This is a genomic window from Neglectibacter sp. X4 (assembly GCF_009917365.1).
Lineage (GTDB): Bacteria > Bacillota > Clostridia > Oscillospirales > Acutalibacteraceae > Acutalibacter.
The window spans coordinates 1-23,969 of sequence record NZ_QWLE01000030.1 but is presented as its reverse complement, the minus strand read 5'-3'; the positions used below and the strand labels follow the sequence as shown (position 1 = coordinate 23,969).

Here is a 23,969-nt window from a genome sequence, read left to right as displayed (position 1 = left end):
TCTCCCGGGCAGGGGCTAACGCACCACTTTCCCGTCATACAAATCTGTCCCGCTCACAACCACCTGGTCGTAAAGCTGTACGGTCTGGTCTGTGACCATGCTTTTCTTTTCCTCGTCTGTCAGGTTTGTGCGGCACACAGCATAGCCGTTCACGTCCTTTTCCGTAAACACCTGCACAAACCGCAGCCGCCCCGCATACTGGACATACACGCCTTTTACGTTTTCCCGCACCTTGGTAACCGTGTTCCCGTTTTCGTCCGTCTCCGTATACTCCACGTCCTCAAAGCGCAAGGCCCGCTCGCTGACCAGCACACCTTCATAGGTTTTCACGCTGATATGCACCATTTCGTTTCGCACAGCGGCCAAGTCCGCGTCCATGTAGGCGCATTCAAACACCACCGCCGTTTCCCCTGTGTTGGGATCCCGGTTTTTCGCCGCAACCCGGGCCGGGATAGTCTCGGCGCTTGCAAAGGGGATGTCCAGGGTGACGGCGTCCACCCCTTCAAACTTCACCATCTCATCGTCCGGTATGACGCATACCAGCTTCCAGGTGAAATCGGCGCAGATTTTCCCGATGGATCCCGCCGGGGCGCTCCAGGGGCCTTGCTGCTCTAAAAGCTTCTTTGCCTGGGAAACTGTGATGTTCTGCACCTTGTCCGGCTCCATCACGCTTTCCAGGCCGTCCACGCTGTCAATAAAATATCCGGCCCTGGGGGCTTCCACCACGCCCACTGCCCGGCTTCCCCTTGCTTCCAGGGCGGCAAGCTCGCTTTCCAGGGCTTCCACCCGCTCTTCATAGTCCTCCGCGCTTTCTTCCCCGGCAATCACCTGCTTGCGGCTCAGGGCGTTTTGCAGGGAATCCTTAAGCCTGCCTATCTCGGAAAAGTTGTTCTGCCGGATTTCCCCGGAAATATCTCCCAGGGCGTTATAAATCTGCGCGCCAATCATGGCGGGGTTTGACACAAAGAGATCCGAGGGCTTTGCAAGCTGCCGGAGGCTTTCGATTTCCCGGTTCAGGCTGTCTATCCTGTTCTGGGCGGCGGCGTCGTTTTCGCTTTGGTACACCTCCGCAATCACCCCGCCCTGGGACACCCTTGTGCCGCTGGCCACCCGGTAATTGAGCACGCCGCTGAAGCTTTCCTCCAGCACCTCCTCGTCCCGGATGGCAAAGCCCTGGGCCTGGAGGGTGTCCGACACCTGGCCCCGCATGGCAGGCTCTGTTACAATCCCGTCCTGGGTGAAGGAATCTGCCTGTCGGTTTACAAAATAAAATCCCACATAGAGGAGAATCAGAATGGCTATGCTGGCAGCCGCCATAGAGCGCACCTGCTTCTGGTTCAAAAGCTCCCGCCTCCTTCCTGCTTCCACGCTTCCGCCATTCCTATGGCCTTTAAAAGGGCTTCCTCCGGCGCAAGGCCGTCCAGGTAAAGGGGCCGCGCCCCAGGCTCCCGGGCAAACCAGGTGATCTGCCTTTTGGCATAGCGGCGGCTTTCCTGCTTTATCCGCTCCACTGCCTCCGAAAGGGGAACCTCCCCCTGGAAATAGGGGAAAAGCTCTTTATAGCCGATGGCTTGGGCCGCGGTGGGCGGGAGATCCATTTGCCGGCAGCGGCGGAAAAAGGCTTCTGCCTCCTCTAAGAGGCCCGCTTCCAGCATGGCGTCCACCCGCCGGTTTATCCTGTCGTATAAAAGCTGCCTGTCTTTGTAAACCGGGCAGATCAGCAGCGCCCGGTAGGGGCTTTCCGCCTGGCGGGAACGGGCCGCCTGCCGGGAGAAAGGCTTCCCTGTTAAAAGGCAGTATTCCAGCGCCCGCAGCACCCGCTTCACGTTGCGGGGGTGTATCTCCCGGGCAGCGTCCGGGTCAAGGGCCGCAAGCCGCCTGTGGGTTTCCTCCGGGCCGTCTTCTTGGGCCTCCTCCAAAAGCCTTGCCCGCAGGGCCTCATTCCTGGCTCCTTCTTCAAAGGAAAAGCCGTTTAGAAGGGATCGCACATAAAGCCCGGTGCCCCCCACCAGAAGGGGCAAGCGCCCCCGGCCCGCAATATCCGCAATGGCTTTTCCCGCAAGCCCTACATAATCGGAAACGCTGAAGGGCTTTTCCACCTCCAGAAAGCCCACCAGATGGTGGGGGGCCTGGGCCTGCTCTGCCGGGGTGGGCTGGGCGGTGCCGATGGGCAGGTCCTTATACACCTGCATGGAATCGCAGGAGACGATTTCCCCCTGATAGCGCCTGGCAAGCCCAATTCCCAAGGCTGTTTTCCCTGTGGCGGTAGGCCCGGCCACTGCCACTACAGAAAGCTTTTTGTCCATCTGCTTGCCTCCTTCCCAGAGCGTGCGTATCCCCTGCATTACACCCGCCCAAACTGCTTTTCAATCTCCCGCCGGGGCAGCAGCACATACACCGACCTGCCATGGGGGCAGTAGCGCACCTGGGGGTTCTCCTCCAACTGGCGGCACAGGGCCGCAAGCTCCTCCGGGTGGGTTACGTCCCCGGCCTTGATGGCGGCCCGACAGGCCACGTTGTGGTATACCCAGTCCATGTGCTGGGTGGTGAGGGTGGCTTTCTGCTGGGCCAGATACCCCGCAATCTCCATCAGCGCCGCTGCCCCGTCCCCGCCGTCCAGCAGCAGGGGCACAGCCCGCACCAGCACCGTGCCCGGGCCGAAATCCTCCACCTCAAAGCCTGCTTCCCGCAGCCTGGAAAGGTTTGCCGTTACGGCGCTGTACTCTTCCTTCTCCAGGCTGACGGGCACCGGCTCCAGCAGGGCCTGGGCCTCCCCGTTTGGCCCCTGGGCCTTCAGCCTTTCGTAAATCAGCCGCTCGTGGGCCGCGTGCTTGTCAATGAGCATCAGGGCCTGGGGGCTGTGCTCCACCAGGATATAGGTGCCAAAGGCCTCCCCGATGATTTTCCCATGGAAGGCCCTCTCTCCCAGCAGGGAGGGGGCTTCCCCCTTTTCCTCTGTCTGGGCCGCTTCCAGGGGGAGGGGGTCAAAAACAGGCTGGGGGCTTTCCTCCAGGGGGATTTCCGGCAAGGGAAGGGGCGCGGCTTCTGCCTGGGGGGATTCTGCCGCCGGGCGGTTTTCCAGGGCATTTTCTACCAGCGGGGTGAAGCCCTCCGGCTCCCTTTTCACGGCAGGCAGCTTTCCATCCCCGTATGCCCGGGAAAGCCGGGGCACGCTGATTTCCGGCTCCGGTTCCGGCAAAAGGGAGGGCGGCGCTTCCGGCTCCGTCTGGACGGAGGACGGCTCTTTCGTCTCCGTCTGGACAGTCGGCGTTTCCGCCGGGACGGGCTGCTCCGGCGCGGAATCCTTTAAAAGCAGGGGGCGGCCCGGCTCTTCCTCCAATCCTCCCGAAGGGCTGATACTGGTGATGGGCACCACCTTCCGGGGGGGCATTTCATAGCTGCGGGACTGGTTTAACCCCATCACCTTGGGGGAATCCCCTTCCCGCAGGGCAGACTTCACCCCGTAATACACCGCGTCAAACACAGGCTGCTCGTTTGCAAAACGTACTTCCATTTTCGCCGGGTGGACGTTTACATCCACCGTTTCCTTTCCCAGCTCCAGGTGCAAAGCGCAGGCCGGGAACTTCCCCGCCATTACGGCTCCCTTGCAGGCCTCCTCCAGGGCCACAGAGGCAGTGCGGCTGCGGATATACCGCCCGTTGATGAAAAAATTCTGCATGGATCGGTTGGCCCGGCTGGCAGCGGGCTTGCTGATAAAGCCCTTTACCCCCACGCCCTGCAGGTTATAGGAAACGGGGATGAGGGAGGCGGAAAACTCCTTGCCGTATACCGCGTACAGCGCGGAGGAAAGCTTCCCGTCCCCCGGGGTGTGGAGCACCTCTTTGCCGTCCCGGATGTAGCGGAAGGAAATTTCCGGATGGGACAGGGCGATTTTATCTAAAATACCCGCAATGGCATTGCCCTCCGTCACATCCTTTTTCAAAAACTTCATCCGGGCCGGGGTGTTGAAAAACAGATCCCGCACAGTGATGGTGGTGCCCTGGGGGCAGCCCGCCTCCTCTGTCTCCGGGTGCAGCCCGTCCAGGCAGCTATAGCGCAGGCCCAATTCCGCGTCTTTTGTGCGGGTGAGCATTTCAATGCGGCTTACCGCCGAAATGGCGGCTAAAGCCTCCCCCCGAAAGCCCAGGGTGCCGATGGCGTCCAGGTCTGCCTCTGTGACAATTTTGCTGGTGGCGTGGCGCAAAAAGGCTGTGGGCACCTGCTCCGGCGGGATGCCGCAGCCGTTGTCCGTTACGCGCATATAGCTTCTGCCTCCCCGCTGGGTTTCCACCGTCACCACAGCGGAACCGGCGTCTATGGCGTTTTCCACCAGCTCTTTTATCACAGAGGAGGGGCGCTCCACCACCTCCCCGGCGGCAATCAGCTCTGCCACCTGCCTGTTGAGCACTTGAATTTCGGGCATGTCCCCGCCTGCCTTTCTAAAAATAGGGCGAAAGCCTGCCTGCAAGCAGGCCTCTCTTTATTCTGTGATTTTCCGGTACAGCCGGGCAGGGCTTTCCTCCCCGTCTCCCTGGGCCATGCAGAAAAACTCCCAGCCGTGCCGCTCGTAGAAGCTGTTGTGGTCTGTCAAAAGGTACAGGGTATTGACCCCTAAAGAGGCTATGTCCCGGCACACCGTTTCCAGCAGCGCCCCGGCAATGCCCTTCCCCCTGTAAGCCTCCTCTGTATATACGGCGCACACGTTAGGGGCCAAATCCTTGCGGTTGTGGAAGTCGTTTTCAATTACGCCCAGCCCTCCTGTTATCTCCCCGTCCTCCAGCGCCGCATACCACTGGGGCACCGGGGACGCGCCTTTTAAGCAGTCCTCCATGCTCTCCCGGTAGGCGGCTTCGTCTATGCCCCATTTTTCATGGAACCACCGGGCCGCCCTGTTTAGCAGGCCCGGGTTCTCCCGGAGCTTTTGAATTTCAAACATAGCTTTCCCTCCTTTATCCTTTGGCTGGCGGCTTCCAGGGAGGCGGGCACAAAAGTGTGGTGCGGCCCACGTCCGGCAAAACGTCGTAAATAGAGCACCCCATGCGGTCTTCAAAATATTCCTTTATTTCAAAGGTGCGGTTCCACCTGTCCACGCTGTTTTCCCATATGCCATAGCGCCTTGCCACGTCGATAAAACGCTTTTCCAAAATGCAGAAGCCATAGTCTGCGGCAAGGCTGTCGCAAAGCTGGATAAGCCAGTCGTACGGGCCGCACCGGCACCCAAGGATGTATTCCTTGACGCGGGCTTCCTCTTCGCTCTCTGTCCCCTTGTCAAATTCTTTTTCCATGAGAGGGTAGGAATGGGTCATGCAGATTTTCGCCGCCTCCTCCCAGCCCTTATCCATAGTGTAGCGGTACCCCTCGTACACATGCCTGGGGATATTCACCACTCCCACCCTGCGGCCGATGTCGTGGAGCAGGCCCAGGATATAGGCCTTTTCCCCGTCAAGCCCCGCCTTTTCCCCAATGTTCCGGGCGGCGACGCCTACGTTTACAGAGTGCTTTGTCCAGGGGCCAGGGTTCATCTCCCCTGCAAGGGCCAGTTCCTTTTCAGCGGTTTCCCTGTTTGGCAGCATATTGTGCCCTCCTTCCCGTTGTTCTTAGCCTCAGCCCTTCACCGCCCTGGTGGCCCAGAAGGTGGGGATGTTGTGTTCGTGGAGAATCCCTTCCCCGTTTGTGTCCTCGTACACATGGGTGAGTGTGAGGCCCGCTTCCAACTGGCCCCCAATCTGCTCCTCTAAGGTGTGGGAAAACTGCATGCCGTCGTTTTCCGCTTCCAACTGCGCCCGCTGTTCCGGGTTTGCCACCGGGTCAAAGGGGAAAATGCTCAGCTTGTCCCGGCTGTTCTCATCCAGGAACATGAAGTTTACGCCGTTGTCAAGGCCTGAAAGCAGCGCCCCGCCGGGGGCTAAAACACGGAAGCACTCTTTAAAAATGGGCTTTACCTCCCGCACGTAGCAGTTGGAAACAGGGTGGAAGACAAGGTCAAACTCCCCGTCAGAAAAGGGCAGGGGCTTTGTCATATCCGCCCTGATGATGCGGATCTCATATCCCTCCCGCTGTGCCACCATGCGCTCGCTTTCAATCTGCTTGGGGGAGTAGTCCAGCACTGTGCAGTCTGCCCCCAGGGCGGCGAAGATGGGCATCTGCTGGCCCCCGCCGCTGGCTAACCCCAGCACCTTTTTCCCCTTTAAATCCCCAAACCAGCCATGGGGCACAGGCTTTGTGGGGGTGAGCAGCACGTCCCACTTGCCGGCCCTGGCATTTTCATAGGCCTCGTGGGTGATGGGCTTTCCCCACTCCCAGCCTTCCTCCACCCAACTGTCAATGGTGCGGGCGTTGATGTCCTGATAGCTTTCCATTTCGCTTCTCCTTTCCCTAACAGAGCTGCCCCGCCGGGCCAAATCCTGGGCAAAGCCCAGGATTTGCCGTGCGTCCGCGCGGAGGGCGCTTAAGCGCCCAGCCCGGCGGACGCCTCTTTGCAAGCCGCCTAGCGCAGCATTTTCCGCAGCTCAAACAGGATGTTCATGCACTCGATGGGGGTGAGTGCGTTTACGTCGATGGCCTGAAGCCTTGTAATCACCTGGCTTTCCGGGGAGTCCATGGTGAGCTGCACAGGCTCTTCCTTCGGCGGCAGTCCGGGCTGCCGTCCCGCCTGGGGCAGGCTTCCCTTTTCAAGCTGGGCCAAAACCTCCTTGGCGCGCCCCAGCACCTTGTCCGGCACCCCGGCAAGCTTTGCCACCTCAATGCCAAAGCTGTCGTCCGCCCCGCCGGGGATAATCCGCCGCAGGAAGGTGATGTCATCCCCCCGTTTTTTCACCGCTACGTTGAAGTTTTTCACCCCGGGCAGCTCGTCGGCCATGGCGGTCAGCTCATGGTAATGGGTGGCAAAAAGGGTTTTTGCCCCCACCTGCTTTGTGTCGTGGACATATTCCAGCACAGCCCTTGCAATGCTCATGCCGTCAAAGGTGGAAGTGCCCCGGCCGATTTCATCGAACACCACTAAAGAGTTTTTCCCGGCGCTTTTGAGGATCTGCGCCACCTCCGCCATCTCCAGCATGAAGGTGGACTGCCCGGCGGAAAGGTCGTCGGAAGCCCCCACCCGGGTGTAAATCCCGTCTACAATGCCGATTTCCGCCTTGGAGGCCGGCACAAAGCAGCCTATCTGGGCCAGTATCGCGGTGATGGCAATCTGCCGCATATAGGTGGATTTTCCCGCCATGTTAGGCCCAGTGAGAATTTGCACCCGATTGTCCCCCATATCCATGTCCACGTCGTTGGGCACAAAGGGCCTGTCCCTTAAAAGGGCCTCCACCACTGGGTGGCGGCTGTCCTTGAGATAGATTTTCCCGCTGAGGTTTACTGTGGGCCGGGTGTAGTCCCGGGCGGCGGACACCGCCGCAAAAGAGCACAGCACGTCCAGCACGGCAATGGCTCCGGCGGCTGCCTGGATATAGGGCAGCGCCCGGGCAAGATACCGCCGCAGGTATTCAAAAGCCCGGCTTTCCAGCTCCAGCGCCCTGTCCTGGGCGCCCAGAATGCGGGCTTCCAGCTCTTTCAGCTCCTGGGTAACGTACCGCTCCCCGTTTGACAAGGTCTGCTTGCGGATATAGTCTGCCGGGGCCATGTTCTTATAGGAGTTTGACACCTCTATGTAATAGCCGAAAACCCGGTTATACCCGGTTTTCAGCTTGGGGATGCCTGTGCGCTCCCGCTCCCGGGCCTCCAGCGCCGCCAGAAGCTCCCTGCCTCCGTCCCTGTCCCGCCGCACCTCGTCCAGCTCCGGCTCAAAGCCCGGGCGGATGGTGCCCCCGTCCCGGATGGAGAGGGGCGGCTCGTCCACCAGGGCCTTGTCCAGAAGGGCGGGCACGTCCTCTAAGGGATCGATTTCCCTGTCCAGGGTTTGCAGCAGGGTGGCCTGGGCCTCTTTCAGCACTGCCTTGATACCCGGCAGCCGCTTTAAGGCCTCCCCCACAGCCTTTAGTTCCCGGGCGTTTGCCGAGCCGTACACCACCCGGGTCATAATGCGCTCCAGGTCGTGGATGCCGCCAAGCTTCTCCGTTAAATCGTCTAAAAAGGGCGGGTTTTGCACCAGCTCTTCCACCGCGTTCTGCCGCAGGGTGATTTGAGCCGGGCTTAAAAGGGGCTGGGTTACCCACTGGCGGATAAGCCGCTTGCCCATGGCGGTTTTTGTCTTGTCCAGCACCCACAAAAGGGATCCCCGGCGCTCTTTGCCCCTCATGGTTTCCGTCAGCTCCAGGTTCCGCTGATCCATCAGGGACAGGGCCATAAACGCGCCGTCCTCCATCAGCTCCAGCCGGTTCATGCGCTCCCTGCCGCTCATTTTGTTGTGCTCCAGATAGGAAAAAAACGCAAAAAGAGCCAGCACTGCCAGGGGCCTGCCAGTGAGGCCCAGTTCCGGCAGGGTGCGGTTCCCTAAAAGGGAGACGACGGCTTTTTCCGCCCGCTCCTGGTTTTCATACAGCGCCGGCGGCGCTTTCTCCCCCGCGCCGCCGCTGCGCTCCCGGATAAACCGGGTAAGCTCCTCCCAGGCGGCGGCTTCCGGGTCTAAGAGGATTTCCCGGGGGGCATACCGCCCCAGCCGGTTTGTAACGGCCCCCAGAAGCTGGGCTTTGTGGGGCAGGTTTAGCTGGGCCGCGTATAACTGCCCGGTGGAAACGTCCCCCATAGCAATGCCCACAGCCCCCGGGCGGTATACCAGGGAGCAGATATAGTTATTCCGGGATTCGTCCAGCATACTGCTTTCCACCACTGTGCCCGGCGTCACCACCCGCACAATATCCCGCTTCACAATGCCCTTGGCAGCCTTGGGATCCTCCATCTGCTCGCAGATGGCAACCTTGTAGCCCTTTTCCAGCAGCCGGGCAATGTATCCCTCCGCGCTGTGGAAGGGCACCCCGCACATGGGGGCAAAGTCCCCGTTGCCGCAGGCCCTTTTGGTCAGCACCAGATCCAGCTCCCGGGAAACCCTCTCGGCATCGTCAAAAAACATTTCGTAAAAATCCCCAAGGCGAAAGAAAAGTATCTCGCCGGGATACTTTTCCTTGGTTTCCATATACTGCTTCATCATGGGGGAATATTCCATAGCCTTTTACCCCTTCCCTGTCCTTCCTGAAACGCTCCTCTTAGTGGCAGCTTCCTCCGCAGGAGGAGCAGTCCCCGCTGCAACTGGCTGCGTCATAGTCGCAGGTTTCCGGGTTTTCCCCGTCGGCGCACAGGCCGATGATGCCGGTAATCCGCTGCAGGAGGGCGTCAAATTCCACCTTGGAGTCGTTATACGCCTGCATGTGGCCGTTTTCCATAATCAAGGCGTAAGCCGCCCGGAACTCCCCGTTAAGCCGCTGGAGGGTTTCCTCATTGCGGTCGTCCTTCTGGGCCTCGTTGTTGATGGCCATGCGCTTTAAGTTAAACTCCCCGATGGCCTTCTGCAGGCCCTCGTCCTCGTCGCAGGCCTGCTGGGCCGCCCGCATTTTAATATAGCTTTCCTCCTGCTGCAACTGCTTGCCCAGCTCCCGGGTGATTTCGATGATATCCATGTTTTGTGTCCTCCCTATGAATTTTTTCTTTCATTTCTCGGTTTTTTTAAACCACTGCCCTGCTTTTTCCCGCAGCAGGGGCTTGTGGGGGGTGATATCGCTTTTGCCCTCAATCTGGCAGAAAAAGACGCCCTCTGAAAACGTGATGCCCATGTGCCCGCACCAGTGCTCGATGGTGCCCAAAATGTGCTCGCACTCCATGGGCCGCACCCCGGTGCGCAGGGCGATGCCATAGCACCGCTTGCCCGCCCGCAGCCGGGGACCGTCCGGGTCGGGGTTGGTGTCGCTGTAGGGGGTGCAGCGGTCGATAAAGGACTTGCACACCCCAGGCACGTCCGCCCAATAGGAGGGGGCGGCCAGCACCAGCACGTCCGCGGCTTCCACCTTGTCCATCAAAGCCCTCATGTCGTCCTGCACCACGCAGGCCCTGGTTTTATAGCAGGCCTTGCACCCCTTGCAGTACCGGATGTCCCAGTCCCCCAGGCACAGAAGCTCTGCCTGGGCCTCTTCAGGGGCCGCGTCCTTTAAAGTTTTTAAAATCTCCTGGGTGGCTCCATAGTTCTTGGGGCTGCCGTTTAGTAATAAAATGTTCATGCCATTCCTCCTATTTTCCTTCCCTGCTGACCATTACCTGCCCTTTGTCATCCAGCAGCGGGGTAATGCTCACAGGCCCCATGCCCACCACGCACAGGTAATGCACCCCTGTTACAGTGTCCACCAAAATGCGCAGCTCGCCTCCCGCATAGCCTTCTTTGTGTATTTCCGAAAACCGGCTCTGTTTCCCGAACATCCTATGCCCTCCTTTTTTACCCGTTGGCTTTCACGCCCCGCAAGGCCCAGCCACGGGCTTCTGTGACCTCTACTTCTGTGAATTCCCCTACAAGGCCCCCGTCTCCGGGAAAATCCACCGTAAGGCTGCCCAGGGTGCGGCCCTGCAGAAGCCCGGTTTTTTCGTTCATGTGCTCCACCAGCACCCGCTGCCTTGTGCCCACAAGCTTCTGGCAGTTGCGGCTGGCAATCCCCTCCTGCACCCGGAGAAGCTCCGCGAACCATTTTGTTTTTTCCCCGTGGGGGACGGGGTCTGGCATACCTGCCGCCTTTGTGCCCTTTCGGGGGGAATAGATAAAGGTGAACAGGTTCACAAACTCCACCTCCTCTATGAGGGAAAGGGTGTCCTGAAACTCCTCATAGGTTTCCCCGGGAAAGCCTATGATTACGTCGGAGGTGAAGGTGATGTCCGGCATCAGCTCCCGGGCGGCGCGGATGAGGGAGAGATACTTTTCCCGGGTGTATTTCCGGTTCATCTCTTTAAGCACCCGGTCGTTGCCGGACTGGAAGGGCAGGTGGATGTGGTGGGGGATGTGCCGGCTTTGGGCCATTGCCTCAAACAGCTCCCGGGAGGCGTCTTTGGGGTGGGAGGTCATGAAGCGTATCCGGTAGTCCCCCTCTATTTTGTCTATCTCCCGCAAAAGCCCCGCAAAGTTTACAGGGGCGGAAAGCCCCTTGCCATAGGAATTCACATTCTGCCCCAAAAGGGTGATTTCCTTAAAGCCCGCCTCCACCAGCTCCCGGCACTCCGCCACAACGGCCCCCGGCTCCCGGCTTTTCTCCCGGCCCCGGACATAGGGCACAATGCAGTAGGAGCAGAAATTGTCGCAGCCATACATGGCCGTTACCCAGGCCCGGCTACTGCCGTCCCGGCGCACAGGCAGGCCCTCCAGGCGGGCCTCCTCCTGGCAGCCCCGGAGGAAGGCCCGCTTCCCTTCCCCCAGCACCTCTAAAAGCATTCCCGGCAGGCGGTGGATGGCCCCGGTGCCGAAAACCATGTTTACAAAGGGGAAGCTTTTTTGCAGGCGCTCTGCCACATGGGCCTGCTCGGTCATGCACCCGCACACCGCGATAACCATTTCCGGCCTGCGCCGCTTCAGGTTCTTCAAAGCGCCCACGTTGCCAAACACCCTGTCCTCCGCGTGTTCCCGCACGGCGCAGGTGTTGAAAAGCAGGAAATCCGCCTCCTCCGGCCCCTCAGCAAACCCAAAGCCCATTTCCGCCAGCAGCCCCTTTATTTTTTCGCCGTCCGCCACGTTCTGCTGGCAGCCATAGGTGCGCACGAAAGCCAGGGGGCTGTCCCCCCAGCGCTCCCGTATCCGTATTCCCGCTTCCCGAAGCTGCTCTGCCACCTGCTGATCCAAATTTCCGCCTCCCCTTTGCCGTTTTCACGTATACTGCCAGTATTCTACCACATTTCACAGGAAACTGCAAGCTTGCTGGAAATGGGGGATGAATTGCAGGTTTCTTGAATCCCTTGCCGGAGGACGTCTGATTTGCTCATGAGGGCCTGGATCCCCTTGCTTTCAGGAACCAGACCCCCGTGGCCTAATTTTCTTTTTTTCATCTGTCTACTTGACAGGGGGCGGTTCAAAATCAAAGCCGCCGTTTCTTTAGGCAATACCGCATAAATCCTAAGCGGCATATCACAACAGGAATTTATTCATCAGCGTGCATAAAAGATGAGCAGGCAAGCTGGCGCTTGTCAAGCAGAATTTGTATGCTGTGACGGGGAAATTACCCGTGAGGTGCCGCTTAAGATGTCAGCCGCCATAAAGCACATACCCTGCCGGCAAAACCCGACGGTCATTGACATATCAAAAAAGCCCGTCCAGTGCCGGGAACCTCTCTGACCTTGAATATGAACTGCCTAAGAGTTTATGCCAAAGCTTTCCAGGCGGGGAAACTTGGGCAGAACCCATTTCTGATAGAGAAAGGCGGTGCCAAACCCCAGGAGGGCGCCCAGCAAGGCGCCTGCCAGCACGTCGCTGGGAAAGTGTACCAGCAGGAACATGCGGGAAAACCCGATGAGGGAGGCCAGCAGGAAAGCGAAAGCCCCCTCCCGCCTGTGCTGGGAGAACAGGGCCGAGGCCGCCGCAAAGGAGGCGCAGGTGTGGCCCGAGGGGAAGGAATACCCGCTGGGCGGGGAGATGAGCAGGGGGAGGAAGTCCGATGAAATATACTGGAAGGGCCGGGGGCGGCAGATAAGGTGCTTTAAAAGCCCTTCGCCCAGCAGGGTGCCCAGCAGCATCGCCGCCAGCATCAAAATGCCGGCCCGGCGGTATTTTTTCATAAACAGCAGCACCAGGCTGAGAAACGCCCAGCAGGCCCCCAGCTCCCCTAAGTAGGTGACAAAGGGGAAAAAGGCGTCTGTGACGGGGTTGTGGAAGTGCTGCTGGATAAAGGTGAGGATAGGGCCATCAAAGGGCAGGAAAAATTCCATAGTGTCTCCTTTTCGCAGTGGTGTGGCAGGCCGGGAAAGCCCGCTTACCCATTTTATCAACTGCCAGGAAGAATTACCAGCCTTTTCCCAAAGCTTCATAAACTTGTAAGAAACCGCATAGGAATAGGGGAAGGAGAACAGGGGCTGTTTCCCTGTTCCTGTGTAAAAGCGCGGGCGAGCCGAAGGAGGAAGCAAAATGGAACTGCATTATGTGACGCCCCAGGGGGCGGCGGAAAAGCTGGGCACAGACCCCCAGCGGGGGCTGTCTCCCGGGGAGGTGCAAAAGCGGCAGGAGAAATTTGGGAAAAACCAATTGCAGGAGGGCAGGAAGCGGGGCGTATTGCTGCGGTTCCTGGGGCAGTTCCAGGATTTAATGGTGCTTATCCTTCTGGCCTCCGCGGCGGTATCCTACGGGGTTTCCCGGCTGCGGGGAGACGGGGAGTTTGTAGACTCCATTATCATCCTGGCCATTGTGGTGGTAAACGCGGTTATTGGCACTGTGCAGGAGCTGCGGGCAGACAAAGCCATTGACGCACTGAAGAAGCTGTCCTCCCCCCGGGCCAGGGTGGTGCGGGGCGGGAAACGCCAGACTGTGGACAGCACCGAGCTGGTGCCTGGGGATTTGGTGGTTTTGAAGGCAGGAGATCTGGTGCCCGCCGATTTGCGCCTTATCAAAAGCGTGGAGCTGCGGGCGGAGGAGTCGGCGCTGACAGGGGAATCGGCCCCAGTGGAGAAAAACGCGGAGGATTTGTGCCCCAAGGACTGCCCGCTGGCAGAGCGGAAAAACATGGTGTTTGCCTCCACAGGCATTGCAAACGGGGCGGGGGCAGGCATTGTCACCGCCACAGGGATGGACACGGCAGTGGGGCACATTGCCCACATGCTGGAGGAGGAAAGCGCCCCCCAGACACCTTTGCAGGAAAAGCTGAAGCAGACAGGCCGGGTGCTGGGCCTGGGGGCTGTTCTCATCTGCGGAGTGATTTTCGCCATGGGGCTTTTGCAGCACACCCCGCCTTTAGAAATGTTCATGATAGCCATCAGCTTGGGGGTGGCGGCAATTCCCGAGGGGCTGACGGCTGTGGTGACCATTGTGCTGGCCATGGGCATGAAGCGCATGGCCCAGAAGCGGGCCATTGTGCGGCATATGCCGGCAGTGGAAACCTTGGGCAGCACCCAGGTTATCTGTTCTGACAAAACCGGCACCCTCACCCAGAACAAAATGACAGTGGCGGCCTTTTCCGGCGCCTATGGCCCGGAGCCTTTAGACGGGGCAGACGCCCAGTTTGCCCTGGAGCTTTGCACTCTGTGCAACGACTGCGAGGAGGAGGGGGGGAAGCTTACGGGCGACCCCACAGAGGCGGCCTTCCTGCGGGCCTGCCGCCGGAAGAAGGGGGAGCTGGAGGCGGAAAGCCCGCGCATAGGGGAAATCCCCTTTTCCTCCGCCCGGAAGATGATGACTACGGCCCACAGGGCAGGAGGCGGTGTGCGGATTATCTCCAAGGGCGCGCCGGACGTGCTGATTGCCCGGTGTACCCGGATGCTGCGGGGCCACAGCGTGGTGCCCCTGGGGCCGGGGGAGAAGGCCCGTATTCTGTCGGACAACGGGAAGCTGGCGGAAAAGGCCCTGCGGGTGCTGGGGGTGGCCTATAAGGACGTGGACGCGCTGCCCGGGGACGACCGGGAAACAGAAAGCGGCCTTATCTTCTGCGGGCTTATCGGCATGGAGGATCCGCCCCGGCAGGGGGTGAAGGCCGCTGTCTCCCAATGCAAGGGGGCGGGCATCCTCCCGGTGATGATAACAGGCGACCATGCCGCCACAGCCCTTGCCATTGCCCGCCGGGTGGGCATAGCAGGGGAAGGGGACAGGGCCATGACAGGCCCGGAGCTTGACAGGCTTACAGAGGGAGAGCTGAGCACCAAGATTATGGATGTGAAGGTGTTTGCCCGGGTGTCTCCCCAGCACAAGGTGAAAATTGTGAAGGCCTTCCAGCGTCGGGGCTATGTGGTGGCTATGACAGGGGATGGGGTGAACGACGCGCCCTCCCTCAAGGCTGCGGACATCGGCTGCGCCATGGGCAAAAACGGCACAGAGGTGGCGAAGTCCGCGGCGGACATGGTGCTGACGGATGACAATTTCTCCACCATTGTGGCGGCTGTGCGGGAGGGCCGGGGCATTTACCGGAACATCCGCAAAACCATCCATTTCCTGCTGTCCTGCAACATCGGAGAAATTCTGGTGGTGTTCGCGGCCTTCCTTTTGGGCGCTCCCGCGCCGCTTTTGGCAATACAATTGTTATGGGTTAACTTGGTAACGGATTCCTTGCCGGCCCTGGCCCTGGGCACAGATCCCATTGACCGGGACGTGATGAAAGAGCCGCCCCATCCCCGGGAGGAGGGCGTGTTTTCCGGGGGCATGGGCTTCTCTGTGGCGGTGGAAGGGTGCCTGGTGGGGGCGCTGGCCCTTCTTAGCTACACCATGGGCCGGGCCTGGTTTGACGCAGACCCTATGGAGCCTGCCATAGGCCGCACCATGGCTTTTGCGGTTTTAAGCCTCTCCCAGCTTGTACACAGCTTTAACATGCGCTCCGAGCATTCTGTGCTGCGCCTGGGGATTTTTTCCAACAAAAAGCTTGTGGCAGCCGGATTGTTCTGCGGCTTCCTTATGGTGAGCGTGGTGCTGTTCCCGCCGCTGATGGCCATTTTCCGCACAACGGCCCTGACAGGCTTCCAGTGGCTGCTGGTGGCGGGGCTGTCCCTGTTCCCCTTAGTGGCTGTGGAGGGGGAAAAGCTCCTTCTGGGCCGGGGGAAAGGAACCGGGCGAAAAAAGTAAAAGCGGCTGGAAAGCGCGGCCTTTGTTCCCTGCACTCGAATAAGATGAAAACGGTGTTTTCGATTTATTTTGGATAAATAAGCCATGGCAGTTTCCATTACAGCCCCCTTGATTCTCCCGGCCTTTTGGAATATAATAGAGAAAATCTTTTTAACAGGAGAATCGCCATGCTTTACATTGGGATAGATTTAGGCACTTCGGCCTGCAAACTGCTTTTGGTGGACGAACAGGGCCGCGTGTGCCATACCGTGACGAAAGAATACCCCCTTAGCTTCCCCCGCCCCGGCTGGAGCGAACAGAATCCGGAAGACTGGTGGAAGGCTGTCCGCACCGGCGTGCCGGAACTGCTGGAGGGGTTTGACCCTGCCCAGGTGGCAGGCATCGGCGCGGGCGGGCAGATGCACGGCCTTGTCGCCCTGGACGGGGAGGACAATGTTTTGCGCCCGGCGATCCTTTGGAACGATGGCCGCACCGCCCGGCAGGTTGACTATCTCAATGAGACTATCGGCCGGGGCAATCTGAGCCGATACACCGCGAACATCGCCTTTGCAGGCTTCACCGCCCCCAAGCTTTTGTGGATGCGGGAAAACGAGCCGGATTTGTTTGGGAAAATTGCCAAAATCATGCTGCCCAAGGACTATGTGAATTACCGCCTCACCGGCATCCACTGCACCGACTTTTCCGACGCCAGCGGCATGCTCCTGCTGGACGTAGAGCGCAAGTGCTGGAGCCGGGACATGTGCGAAATCTGCGGCGTAAGGGAGAGCCAGTTGCCCGCATTATTTGAAAGCTGGCAGGTAGTGGGCACCCTGCTGCCGGAGGCTGCCAAAGAGCTGGGCCTGCCGGAGACGGTGAAAGTCTGCGCCGGGGCGGGGGACAACGCCGCAGCGGCTGTTGGTACAGGGGCGGTGGGCGATGGCGGCTGCAACATCTCTTTGGGCACGTCGGGGACGCTGTTCATCAGCTCGGAAAAGTTCGGCGTCGACCCCCATAACGCCCTTCACGCCTTCGCCCATGCCGACGGCGGCTGGCACCTGATGGGCTGTATGCTCTCCGCCGCCATCTGCAACAAGTGGTGGTGCGAGGACGTTCTCTCTACCAATGATTATACTGCCGAGCAGGCCGCTATAGACAAGGGTAAGCTTGGCAATAACACAGTCTATTTCCTGCCCTATCTTATGGGCGAGCGCTCCCCTATCAACGACAGCGCCGCCCGGGGCGCATTCATCGGCATGGACATGGCTGCCACCCGCGCCGCCATGACCCAGGCTGTGCTGGAAGGCGTGGCCTTTGCCATCCGGGACAGTTTCGAGGTGGCAAAGGCGCTGGGGCTGGAGATCCCTCAAAGCACCCTGTGCGGCGGCGGCTCCAAAAGCCCCCTGTGGCGGGAGATCCTCGCCAACGTGCTGGGCATCCCCCTGCTGCTGCCCCAGACCGAGCAAGGCCCTGGCTACGGCGGCGCCATGCTGAGCATGGTGGCCTGCGGGGAATACGCCACAGTGGCGGATGCCTGCAAGGCTCTGGTACAGATTGCGGGCCGAGTGGAGCCGGACGCCGCCCTTGCCGCCCGGTATGAGGAGCGCTACCAGAAATTCCGGCAAATCTATCCCGCGGTGAAGGGGCTGTTCCCGGCCCTGCAATGATCAATACCACGCCCAAAGGACGTGGCATGAATAACAAGCCCTAAAAGGGGATAATACCAGCAGCGCCTAAAGGCGCACAATAAGAAACGCCAACCGCACTTAGGGTTAGGCGTTTCTTTCTTGCATTTATAAATAGCACAGCTTTCCCAAAATCTTCCCTATATCTGCCCGCAGTTTCCCGTATACCTTTTTCCTACGATACTTTGGTACCATCCACAATATGGTATTGACATTTCCATTTTGTAATGTGCAATCGTAAATGTCTTGCGATGCACTTTGCCCGTCCATTTGGACTGACCTCCTTTGATTTTGTGCGGTTGGCGTTACCCGCTTCTATTAAAGGTGGTTTTTCCTTTTATAATCAACGCTATTGCTCTCTCCCCTCTCCACCGGCTTAGCCGATGGTTGCTCATATATCATAAAATGCCCCCGGCAAAAGCGGTTTTTGCTTCTGCCGGGGGCTTCTATATCTTTATTTTACAGCAGGTTTCTGCGCAGCTCTTCCGGAGACTGGGGATGGAGGTAGCCGGGGCCGATGTCCAGCACGGTCTTGCAGCCCCGCTGGCCCTCCTGGTACAGGCGGTACACAGCCCGGGCATAGGCGGTCAGCACGCTGGCGGTAAACTCCGGGTTGGAATCCAGGGTGAGCTTATACTCGATTACGTGGCGGTTTTCCCCCTTCAGGCCGGTACAGCCTGTGCGGAACACCATGCCGCCATGGGGGATGCCCTTGTGCTCCCTGTCCATCTCCTCCTGGGAAATGAAATGAACCGTGGTGTCATATTCGTCAAAATAGTTGGGCATGGTTTTGATGGCGTTCTCAATGGCAGGCAAATCTGCCCCCGCCTCTGCCACCACAAAGCATTCCCGGGTGTGCTTCTGCCGGGTGGTAAGCTTTGGCTCTGCCCCGGAGCGCACCTGCTCCAGGGCGGCGTCTACAGGGATGGTGTACTGCCGGGCGTCCAGCACGCCGGGGATGCGGCGCACCGCGTCGGAATGGCCCTGGCTGACCCCCTTGCCCCAGAAGGTGTAGTCGCTGCCCTGGGGCAGGACAGCCTGACCGTAGGCCCGGTTCAGGGAGAAAAGGCCCGGATCCCATCCGGCGGAGATAACCGCCAGCCTGCCGCTTTCCCGGGCGGCCTTGTCCACAGCCGCAAAATGCTGGGGGATTTTCGCGTGGGTGTCAAAGCTGTCCACCACGTTGCAGTATTGCACCAGGGCCGGGGTCTGCTCCGGCAAATCATTGGCGCTGCCGCCGCAGAGGATGAGCACGTCCATTTTTTCCGCCATAGCGGGCACGTCCTCCATCCTGTAGACAGGCGCGCCTGTCTGGGTGCAGAGGGAGTCGGGGCTTCGGCGGGTGAACACGCCCGCCAGTTCCATATCCTCTGTCTGCAAAAGGGCGCTTTCCACCCCCCGGCCCAGGTTTCCATAGCCCGCAATACCGATTTTGATTTTTTCCATTTTCTTTTCCCCTTTCACTTGGCTTTTATGGTATCCGCCAAACAGCGGAACACAAACTTGAATGTTTTAGAAGGTTCTGAAAGCGGCCCTCAGTGTATCTCCCCCGAGCGCAGGGGGCGGGTGACGTAAACCTTCCCCTTATCTGTAAGGAGCTGGGCGGCGTTCCGGGCGGCGGCTTCTGTGTCGAAAACGCCGTATACGGCGGAGCCGCTGCCTGTCATCACGGCCCCCATGGCCCCTGCCCCCAGCAGCGCCTTCTTGATGTCCCGCACCTGCACCAGCCGGAGGGTTTCCTCAAAGCGGTTCTGGAGGCACTGGGCGATTTTGGGCAGCCCCCCTTTTTCCAATGCCTCCACCATGCGGGGGGTGCCGTATTTCCGGGACATGGGATATTGATCCAGCAGGGCATAGGCCCTGAGGGTGCTCATGCCCGCGGGGGGCTTGCAGATCACAAAAAAGCAGTTTGGCAGCTCTGCAACAGGCTCCAGTATCTCCCCAATGCCTGTGCAGCGGCAGGTGCCCCCCTGGAGGCAAAAGGGCACGTCCGCCCCCACCCGGGTGGCAAGCTCCCGCAGGGTTTCCATGGGAAGGTTCGCGCCGTATATGCTGTTCAAGGCCCGCAGCACTGCCGCCGCGTCTGTGCTGCCGCCCCCCATGCCCGCCCTGCTGGGGATGCGCTTGTGGATGACAATGCTCAGGCCCTCGTCCTTCAGCCCTGTTTTCCGGAAAAAAAACTGGGCGGCCCTGTAAGCTGTGTTGCCGTTGTCCACTGGAATATAGTCCCGGCTGCACTGCACCCGGATACCCGGCAGGCCGCCGGGGGTAAGCTCTATTTCGTCCCAGAGGGACACGCTCTGCATCACCGTGTCCAGGGTGTGCAGGCCGTCCTCCCGCCTGCCGGTTACGTCCAGGGTCAGGTTCACCTTGGCGTATGCTCTAATCTTCATATATCACTATCAAACTCCTTTTTACCACTGGAACAAACCCAGCCGTTTAACGCCTACCACGTGCCGGGGGCACATCTCATGGCAGCAGAAGCACCGGATGCAGGCTTTATAGCTGATAACGGCCCTGCCCCCCTCCATGGAGATGGCCTTCTGCGGACAGCTTTCCGCGCACTTGCCGCAGCCCACGCAGCCTTTCTTTTGTACGCGCGGATAAGGCGTGCTCAGCTTTTTGGCTGCCGGGCGCAGAAACCCGGGCAGGCGGTCTATAAAATCTGTGCTGGAGGCCCTGGCCCGCTTGAAATCTGCCACCTGAAGGCCTTCCGGACTTTCCCCCAGCAGCTCTGTTTCTGTAAAGGATTTGGGGCCTAAGCCCCGGCGGGCGCTTTCCGCCAGCATGGGCAAAGAGCCTTCCGGAAAGCCCAGAAGCCCTGCCATGCATACGTCCAGGGCATAGGGGCTGCGGGAAGCCCCTATAAAACCGATATCCCGGCGCAGCCCCCCTGTGGGGCCGTCCCCCTCCATGGCCCAGACGCCGTCCATCAGGCTGAAATCCGGGCGCAGGAAAGCGCAGATATCCACTAAGGCTTTGGAGAAATCTTCCTTTTCCGGGAAGCGGCAGTGCAGCTCCGGCTTCTGGAGGCCCGGCACCGCCCCGAACATGTTCTTCACCGCCCCGGAATATCCCACCATGCAGTGGGTTTTCAGCTTTGGCAGGTCAATGAGGAAATCCCGCTCCAGAAAAGGCTCCACAATGGAAACCCGGCGGCACCTCTCCCCTTCCGGCAGGGAAACCTCCCGGCTTTTGCAGTCTGTATACAGGGAAAAGCCGCAGCTTTCCGCCATATCCGTATAGCCGCAGTTTCTAAAAAACGCCTTCATCACAGCAGGGCTGTAAGGCCCGCCGGGGCTTTCGGCAATGAGCACCTTTCCCCCTGCCCGCTGCACGCATTTGCCCACAGCCTGGGTAAAGGCCGGGTGGGTGCAGATGGCGGCCTGGGGCTTGGAGCTTTGTATCAGGTTGGGCTTTAACACCACCGTCATGCCAGGCTTTATGCTGTCATAGACGCCCAGGGCCTCAAAGGCCCCGCTTATTTTCTCAAAAAGGGCTTCCCCGTCATAATCCGGGCAGCGGCCCAGCCACACCCGCTCCCTCATAGCTCCCGGAGGAACGCCTGCATACGCTCCAGGGCTTCGGTGATGTGCTTGACGGAATAGCAATAGGAAATGCGCAAAAAGCCCTCGCCGCAGGCTCCGAAAGCGTCCCCGGGCACCACAGCCACGTGCTTGGAATAGATAAGCCTTTCGCAGAACTCCCCGCTTGTCAGCCCCGTACACTTGATAGAGGGGAACACGTAAAAGGCCCCTTCCGGTTCAAAGCACTTGAGGCCCAGGCTGTTTAAGCCGTCCAGAATCAGGCGGCGGCGCATGTCATACTGCTCCCGCATGTAAGCCATATCCTCGTCCCCGTTTTTCATGGCTTCAATGGCCGCGTACTGGCTGGTGGTGGGGGCGCTCATAATGGCGAACTGGTGCAGCTTTGTCATCAGGGCTATCAGTTCCTTCGGCCCCGCCGCATACCCCAAGCGCCAGCCTGTCATGGAATGGGACTTGGAGAAGCCGTTGACTAAAACTGTGCGCTCCCGCATTCCCGGCAGGGAGGCAATGGACACATGGCCTTCCTCCCCGTAGGTGAGGGAAGCGTAAATCTCATCGGAGAGCACCAGCAGGTTGTGTTTTTCCACCACCCGGGCCACGGCCTCCAGATCCTCCCGGCGCATGACGGCCCCGGTGGGGTTGTTGGGGTATGGCAGCACCAAAAGCTTGGTTTTGTCTGTAACCTTTTCCTCTATCTCCTCCGCTGTCAGGCGGAAGCCGTTTTCCGGCTTTGTCTCAATGATGACGGGCACGCCCCCGGCCATGCGGGCAATAGGCTCATAGCACACAAAGCTGGGCTGGGGGATTAAGGCCTCGTCCCCGGGGCACAGCACGCAGCGCATACACAGGTCGATGGCTTCCGAGCCGCCCACCGTTACCAGTATGTCCGTTTCCGGGGCATAGTCCACATGATAGTGCCGGGAAATGAATTTCGCAATTTCCTCCCGCAAAACTGCAAAACCCCTGTTGGGGGTATAGCGGGTGCGGCCCTTTTCCAGGCTCTCAATGCCTGCCTCCCGGATGTGCCAGGGGGTGTGGAAGTCCGGCTCCCCTACAGAAAGGGAAATCACGTCCTCCATCTCGTTGGCGATGTCGAAATATTTCCGGATGCCGGAGGGCTTTATCTGCTGAATGGTGGGGTTCAAAAGGGAATTAAGCTCAATCACACAAATTACTCCCTCTCTCGTCGATTTCCTCGTAGTCGCTGTTAAACACCACGCCCCCGTCCTTATATTTCGTCAGCACGAAATGGGTGGCAGTGGACAGCACCCCGTCGATGGTGGACAGCCGCTTTGCCACGAACATGGCAATGTCCTGCATGGTGCGGCCCACCACCGTCACCGCCAGGTCAAAGCCCCCGGACATCAGGTATACGCTTTCCACCTCGGAAAAGTTCATAATGCGCCCGGCAATCTCGTCAAAGCCCGTATCCTTTTTGGGCGTAACCCGCAGCTCAATGAGGGCGGCGGCCTTCTGGCCCTCTGTGCGCTCCCAGTTGATAAGCGCGTGGTAGCCCTTGATAACCCCTTCTTTTTCATAGCGGGCGATGGCCTTCTTCACCTCGCCCTCCTCCTTGCCTACCATCACCGCCAACTGCGCCGGGGTAAGCTGCGCGTTGTCCTGCAAAAGCTCCAAAAGCTGTTCCATTGCCATATTGATACCATCCTTTCTTAACAGTAGCGGGGCTACCGGTCTCGCCTGCCAGCTCGGTCGGTTCGCAGATTGTCTGCCACAGGCAGACGCTCACCCCAAGCCCTGCCTTAGGAAACTTTTTTGGAAAAAAGTTTCCTAAGAACCTTCAAAAAACTTCATCATTTAAGTTTTATAACTCTTTATTCCAGCGGCAGCATCCGGGGCTGTCGCTTCTCGTACACTGCAAACTCCGTAAAGCCCGCCTCTCTCACCACGTCCATACCTTCCTCAATGCCCTTTCCCAAGTCTGCTGTGGAGTGGGCATCGGAGCCTAGGGTGACAAGGCGCCCCCCCAGCTCCCGGTAGCGCTTTAAAAGAGGCAAGTCCGGCAGGGTGCGCCCGATTTTCTGCCGCAGGCCCGAGGTGTTCACCTCCAAAGCCTTGCCTGCCTGTATCAGGGCGGAAAGTACCCCGTCAATGGCCTCCCGGTGCCTTTTCAGGTCTACAGGAATGCCATGCTCCCCTTCAATGTAGCGCAAAGGGTAGGTCAGATGCCCCAGGGAATCGAAATCCCCCCAGGCGATAAGCTCCAGAAGCTCCTGCCAATAGGTTTCCAGCAAAGAGTCGATATAGCCGGCGGGAGCATCCTTGTACTCTAAAAAAAAGAAATCCTCATAGTCCCGGATATTGTGGACGGAGCCGATGACAAAATCATAGGCCCGGCCTGCCAGAGCGGCCCTGGCAGAGGCTGTGTCCTGGTTGGGCTGGCCCAGCTCAATGCCCCGGTAAAACCGCAGGCCCTCCGGGGGCCGGACAGCCCCCATCTGTACCCAGGCGTTTTCCACCCGCTCCCGGTAGCGCTCCTCATATTTCTGGCACTCGCAGTGATCCGTAAGGGTGTAGGCGTAAAGCCCCAGCTCCGCCGCCCTGGCGCACATGGCGGCAATGGCGTCATGGCCGTCCGGGGAGCAGGCAGAGTGGTTGTGGCAGTCGCTGGCAAATTTGTATTTCATAGGAATCATTCCTTTTCCGGTTTGCGCGTAGTGGCAGAATCATTTAGCAAAGCACAGTAATTATACCATAAACCCAGCCCCCTTGCAACACCGTGCATCCCGCGAAAATTCAGGAATTGCCGGGATTCTTAACGCCGCAGATTGAGCGCTGGCGGTAACAAGTCAGCATCAAGCCTTTTGCCTGCCTGTAAGGTATAAGCATGACGCTGGTATATCACGCAAAAACCGCTGGGAATACCAAATAGTTTCTGGATATCTGTGGTGGATATATTTTTTGAAGAGACCTTTTCGCATGGCGGTCTTCAAATAATATGGGAACAGAAACAGGAGAAAATTAAACAGCCTGTTCTCCTGATCGGCATCAAACTCTAAGTCCACGATGTTAGATAGTGTCTACACAAGGTAGAGGAATTGTGATAGAATGGAAACATCAAAAAAGACAGGAGAGGAAAAGATGGAT

At 59.1% G+C, this 23,969-nt stretch carries 20 protein-coding genes and 1 pseudogene; 2 read left to right on the top strand and 19 right to left on the bottom strand.

Annotated features, from left to right (window positions below):
• Positions 1–15: 15 nt before the first annotated feature.
• The 12 genes from D1841_RS10850 to D1841_RS10795 form a co-directional block, all read right to left on the bottom strand.
• Positions 16–1,341: an HlyD family efflux transporter periplasmic adaptor subunit gene (locus tag D1841_RS10850; RefSeq protein WP_160643063.1), complete on the bottom strand. Its 1,326-nt coding sequence runs from the start codon at positions 1,339–1,341 to the stop codon at positions 16–18.
• Positions 1,338–2,306 (bottom strand): tRNA (adenosine(37)-N6)-dimethylallyltransferase MiaA, encoded by a 969-nt coding sequence (gene miaA / locus D1841_RS10845; RefSeq protein ID WP_160643062.1) that lies wholly within the window; start codon positions 2,304–2,306, stop codon positions 1,338–1,340. Before miaA ends, D1841_RS10850 begins: the two co-directional genes overlap by 4 nt.
• Before the next feature lie 38 nt (positions 2,307–2,344).
• A complete protein-coding gene (gene mutL / locus D1841_RS10840; RefSeq protein WP_160643061.1) occupies positions 2,345–4,423 on the bottom strand; it encodes a DNA mismatch repair endonuclease MutL in 2,079 nt (692 codons plus the stop codon).
• Between the two features lie 57 nt (positions 4,424–4,480).
• A complete protein-coding gene (locus tag D1841_RS10835; RefSeq protein ID WP_160643060.1) occupies positions 4,481–4,936 on the bottom strand; it encodes a GNAT family N-acetyltransferase in 456 nt (151 codons plus the stop codon).
• Positions 4,937–4,949: 13 nt separating this feature from the next.
• Positions 4,950–5,573, bottom strand: a complete 624-nt coding sequence (locus tag D1841_RS10830) for an HD domain-containing protein (RefSeq protein ID WP_160643059.1) — start codon at positions 5,571–5,573, stop codon at positions 4,950–4,952.
• A gap of 30 nt (positions 5,574–5,603) precedes the next feature.
• Entirely contained in the window at positions 5,604–6,359 is a 756-nt protein-coding gene (locus D1841_RS10825; protein WP_160643058.1) for a class I SAM-dependent methyltransferase, read from the bottom strand.
• Positions 6,360–6,487: 128 nt separating this feature from the next.
• On the bottom strand, positions 6,488–9,103 hold the full coding sequence (gene mutS / locus D1841_RS10820) for a DNA mismatch repair protein MutS (protein ID WP_237076295.1): 2,616 nt from the start codon (positions 9,101–9,103) through the stop codon (positions 6,488–6,490).
• A 40-nt stretch (positions 9,104–9,143) separates the two neighbouring features.
• Complete coding sequence (locus tag D1841_RS10815; RefSeq protein WP_160643057.1) at positions 9,144–9,554, bottom strand: YlbF family regulator; 411 nt, start codon at positions 9,552–9,554, stop codon at positions 9,144–9,146.
• Positions 9,555–9,584: 30 nt separating this feature from the next.
• Positions 9,585–10,148: a flavodoxin family protein gene (locus D1841_RS10810; protein ID WP_160643056.1), complete on the bottom strand. Its 564-nt coding sequence runs from the start codon at positions 10,146–10,148 to the stop codon at positions 9,585–9,587.
• A gap of 10 nt (positions 10,149–10,158) precedes the next feature.
• On the bottom strand, positions 10,159–10,344 hold the full coding sequence (locus tag D1841_RS10805) for a DUF6440 family protein (protein ID WP_160643055.1): 186 nt from the start codon (positions 10,342–10,344) through the stop codon (positions 10,159–10,161).
• A 16-nt stretch (positions 10,345–10,360) separates the two neighbouring features.
• Positions 10,361–11,746, bottom strand: a complete 1,386-nt coding sequence (gene miaB, locus D1841_RS10800; protein WP_160643054.1) for a tRNA (N6-isopentenyl adenosine(37)-C2)-methylthiotransferase MiaB — start codon at positions 11,744–11,746, stop codon at positions 10,361–10,363.
• A 506-nt stretch (positions 11,747–12,252) separates the two neighbouring features.
• A complete protein-coding gene (locus D1841_RS10795; RefSeq protein ID WP_237077169.1) occupies positions 12,253–12,924 on the bottom strand; it encodes a phosphatase PAP2 family protein in 672 nt (223 codons plus the stop codon).
• Between the two features lie 97 nt (positions 12,925–13,021).
• Between D1841_RS10795 and D1841_RS10790 the strand changes: the two genes are divergently transcribed.
• Both D1841_RS10790 and xylB read left to right on the top strand, forming a co-directional pair.
• On the top strand, positions 13,022–15,655 hold the full coding sequence (locus D1841_RS10790) for a calcium-translocating P-type ATPase, PMCA-type (protein WP_160643052.1): 2,634 nt from the start codon (positions 13,022–13,024) through the stop codon (positions 15,653–15,655).
• 167 nt (positions 15,656–15,822) lie between these two features.
• A complete protein-coding gene (gene xylB, locus D1841_RS10785) occupies positions 15,823–17,298 on the top strand; it encodes a xylulokinase (protein ID WP_160643051.1) in 1,476 nt (491 codons plus the stop codon).
• Positions 17,299–17,433: 135 nt separating this feature from the next.
• Here xylB and D1841_RS18715 read toward each other — a convergent pair.
• From D1841_RS18715 to D1841_RS10755, 7 genes and pseudogenes are all read right to left on the bottom strand, one after another.
• A pseudogene (locus D1841_RS18715) lies at positions 17,434–17,569 on the bottom strand (transposase); the annotation flags it as partial.
• Positions 17,570–17,775: 206 nt separating this feature from the next.
• Positions 17,776–18,762, bottom strand: coding sequence for a diaminopimelate dehydrogenase (locus D1841_RS10780; protein WP_160643050.1), 987 nt, complete (start codon positions 18,760–18,762; stop codon positions 17,776–17,778).
• A gap of 89 nt (positions 18,763–18,851) precedes the next feature.
• Positions 18,852–19,709 carry a 4-(cytidine 5'-diphospho)-2-C-methyl-D-erythritol kinase gene (gene ispE, locus D1841_RS10775; protein WP_160643049.1) on the bottom strand — a complete coding sequence of 286 codons (858 nt, stop codon included), beginning with the start codon at positions 19,707–19,709 and terminating at the stop codon, positions 18,852–18,854.
• 21 nt (positions 19,710–19,730) lie between these two features.
• Complete coding sequence (locus D1841_RS10770) at positions 19,731–20,864, bottom strand: DUF362 domain-containing protein (protein ID WP_160643048.1); 1,134 nt, start codon at positions 20,862–20,864, stop codon at positions 19,731–19,733.
• A complete protein-coding gene (locus D1841_RS10765; protein ID WP_347563981.1) occupies positions 20,861–22,027 on the bottom strand; it encodes an aminotransferase class I/II-fold pyridoxal phosphate-dependent enzyme in 1,167 nt (388 codons plus the stop codon). Before D1841_RS10765 ends, D1841_RS10770 begins: the two co-directional genes overlap by 4 nt.
• The gene (locus D1841_RS10760) at positions 22,023–22,511 is read right to left on the bottom strand and encodes an Lrp/AsnC family transcriptional regulator (RefSeq protein ID WP_160643083.1); all 489 of its coding nucleotides are present in this window, start codon (positions 22,509–22,511) and stop codon (positions 22,023–22,025) included. The genes D1841_RS10765 and D1841_RS10760 overlap by 5 nt, the downstream gene beginning before the upstream one ends.
• 185 nt (positions 22,512–22,696) lie before the next feature.
• Positions 22,697–23,509 (bottom strand): histidinol-phosphatase HisJ family protein, encoded by an 813-nt coding sequence (locus D1841_RS10755; protein WP_160643047.1) that lies wholly within the window; start codon positions 23,507–23,509, stop codon positions 22,697–22,699.
• Positions 23,510–23,969 lie beyond the last annotated feature (460 nt).

Bases quoted from the DNA above. Each gene is read 5' to 3' on its own strand.
- miaA (WP_160643062.1), bottom strand. From the start codon at position 2,306: ATGGACAAAAAGCTTTCTGTAGTGGCAGTGGCCGGGCCTACCGCCACA.
- mutL (WP_160643061.1), bottom strand. From the start codon at position 4,423: ATGCCCGAAATTCAAGTGCTCAACAGGCAGGTGGCAGAGCTGATTGCC.
- D1841_RS10835 (WP_160643060.1), bottom strand. From the start codon at position 4,936: ATGTTTGAAATTCAAAAGCTCCGGGAGAACCCGGGCCTGCTAAACAGG.
- D1841_RS10830 (WP_160643059.1), bottom strand. From the start codon at position 5,573: ATGCTGCCAAACAGGGAAACCGCTGAAAAGGAACTGGCCCTTGCAGGG.
- D1841_RS10825 (WP_160643058.1), bottom strand. From the start codon at position 6,359: ATGGAAAGCTATCAGGACATCAACGCCCGCACCATTGACAGTTGGGTG.
- mutS (WP_237076295.1), bottom strand. From the start codon at position 9,103: ATGGAATATTCCCCCATGATGAAGCAGTATATGGAAACCAAGGAAAAG.
- D1841_RS10815 (WP_160643057.1), bottom strand. From the start codon at position 9,554: ATGGATATCATCGAAATCACCCGGGAGCTGGGCAAGCAGTTGCAGCAG.
- D1841_RS10810 (WP_160643056.1), bottom strand. From the start codon at position 10,148: ATGAACATTTTATTACTAAACGGCAGCCCCAAGAACTATGGAGCCACC.
- D1841_RS10805 (WP_160643055.1), bottom strand. From the start codon at position 10,344: ATGTTCGGGAAACAGAGCCGGTTTTCGGAAATACACAAAGAAGGCTAT.
- D1841_RS10795 (WP_237077169.1), bottom strand. From the start codon at position 12,924: ATGAAGCTTTGGGAAAAGGCTGGTAATTCTTCCTGGCAGTTGATAAAA.
- D1841_RS10790 (WP_160643052.1), top strand. From the start codon at position 13,022: ATGGAACTGCATTATGTGACGCCCCAGGGGGCGGCGGAAAAGCTGGGC.
- xylB (WP_160643051.1), top strand. From the start codon at position 15,823: ATGCTTTACATTGGGATAGATTTAGGCACTTCGGCCTGCAAACTGCTT.
- D1841_RS10780 (WP_160643050.1), bottom strand. From the start codon at position 18,762: ATGGAAAAAATCAAAATCGGTATTGCGGGCTATGGAAACCTGGGCCGG.
- ispE (WP_160643049.1), bottom strand. From the start codon at position 19,709: ATGAAGATTAGAGCATACGCCAAGGTGAACCTGACCCTGGACGTAACC.
- D1841_RS10770 (WP_160643048.1), bottom strand. From the start codon at position 20,864: ATGAGGGAGCGGGTGTGGCTGGGCCGCTGCCCGGATTATGACGGGGAA.
- D1841_RS10760 (WP_160643083.1), bottom strand. From the start codon at position 22,511: ATGGAACAGCTTTTGGAGCTTTTGCAGGACAACGCGCAGCTTACCCCG.
- D1841_RS10755 (WP_160643047.1), bottom strand. From the start codon at position 23,509: ATGAAATACAAATTTGCCAGCGACTGCCACAACCACTCTGCCTGCTCC.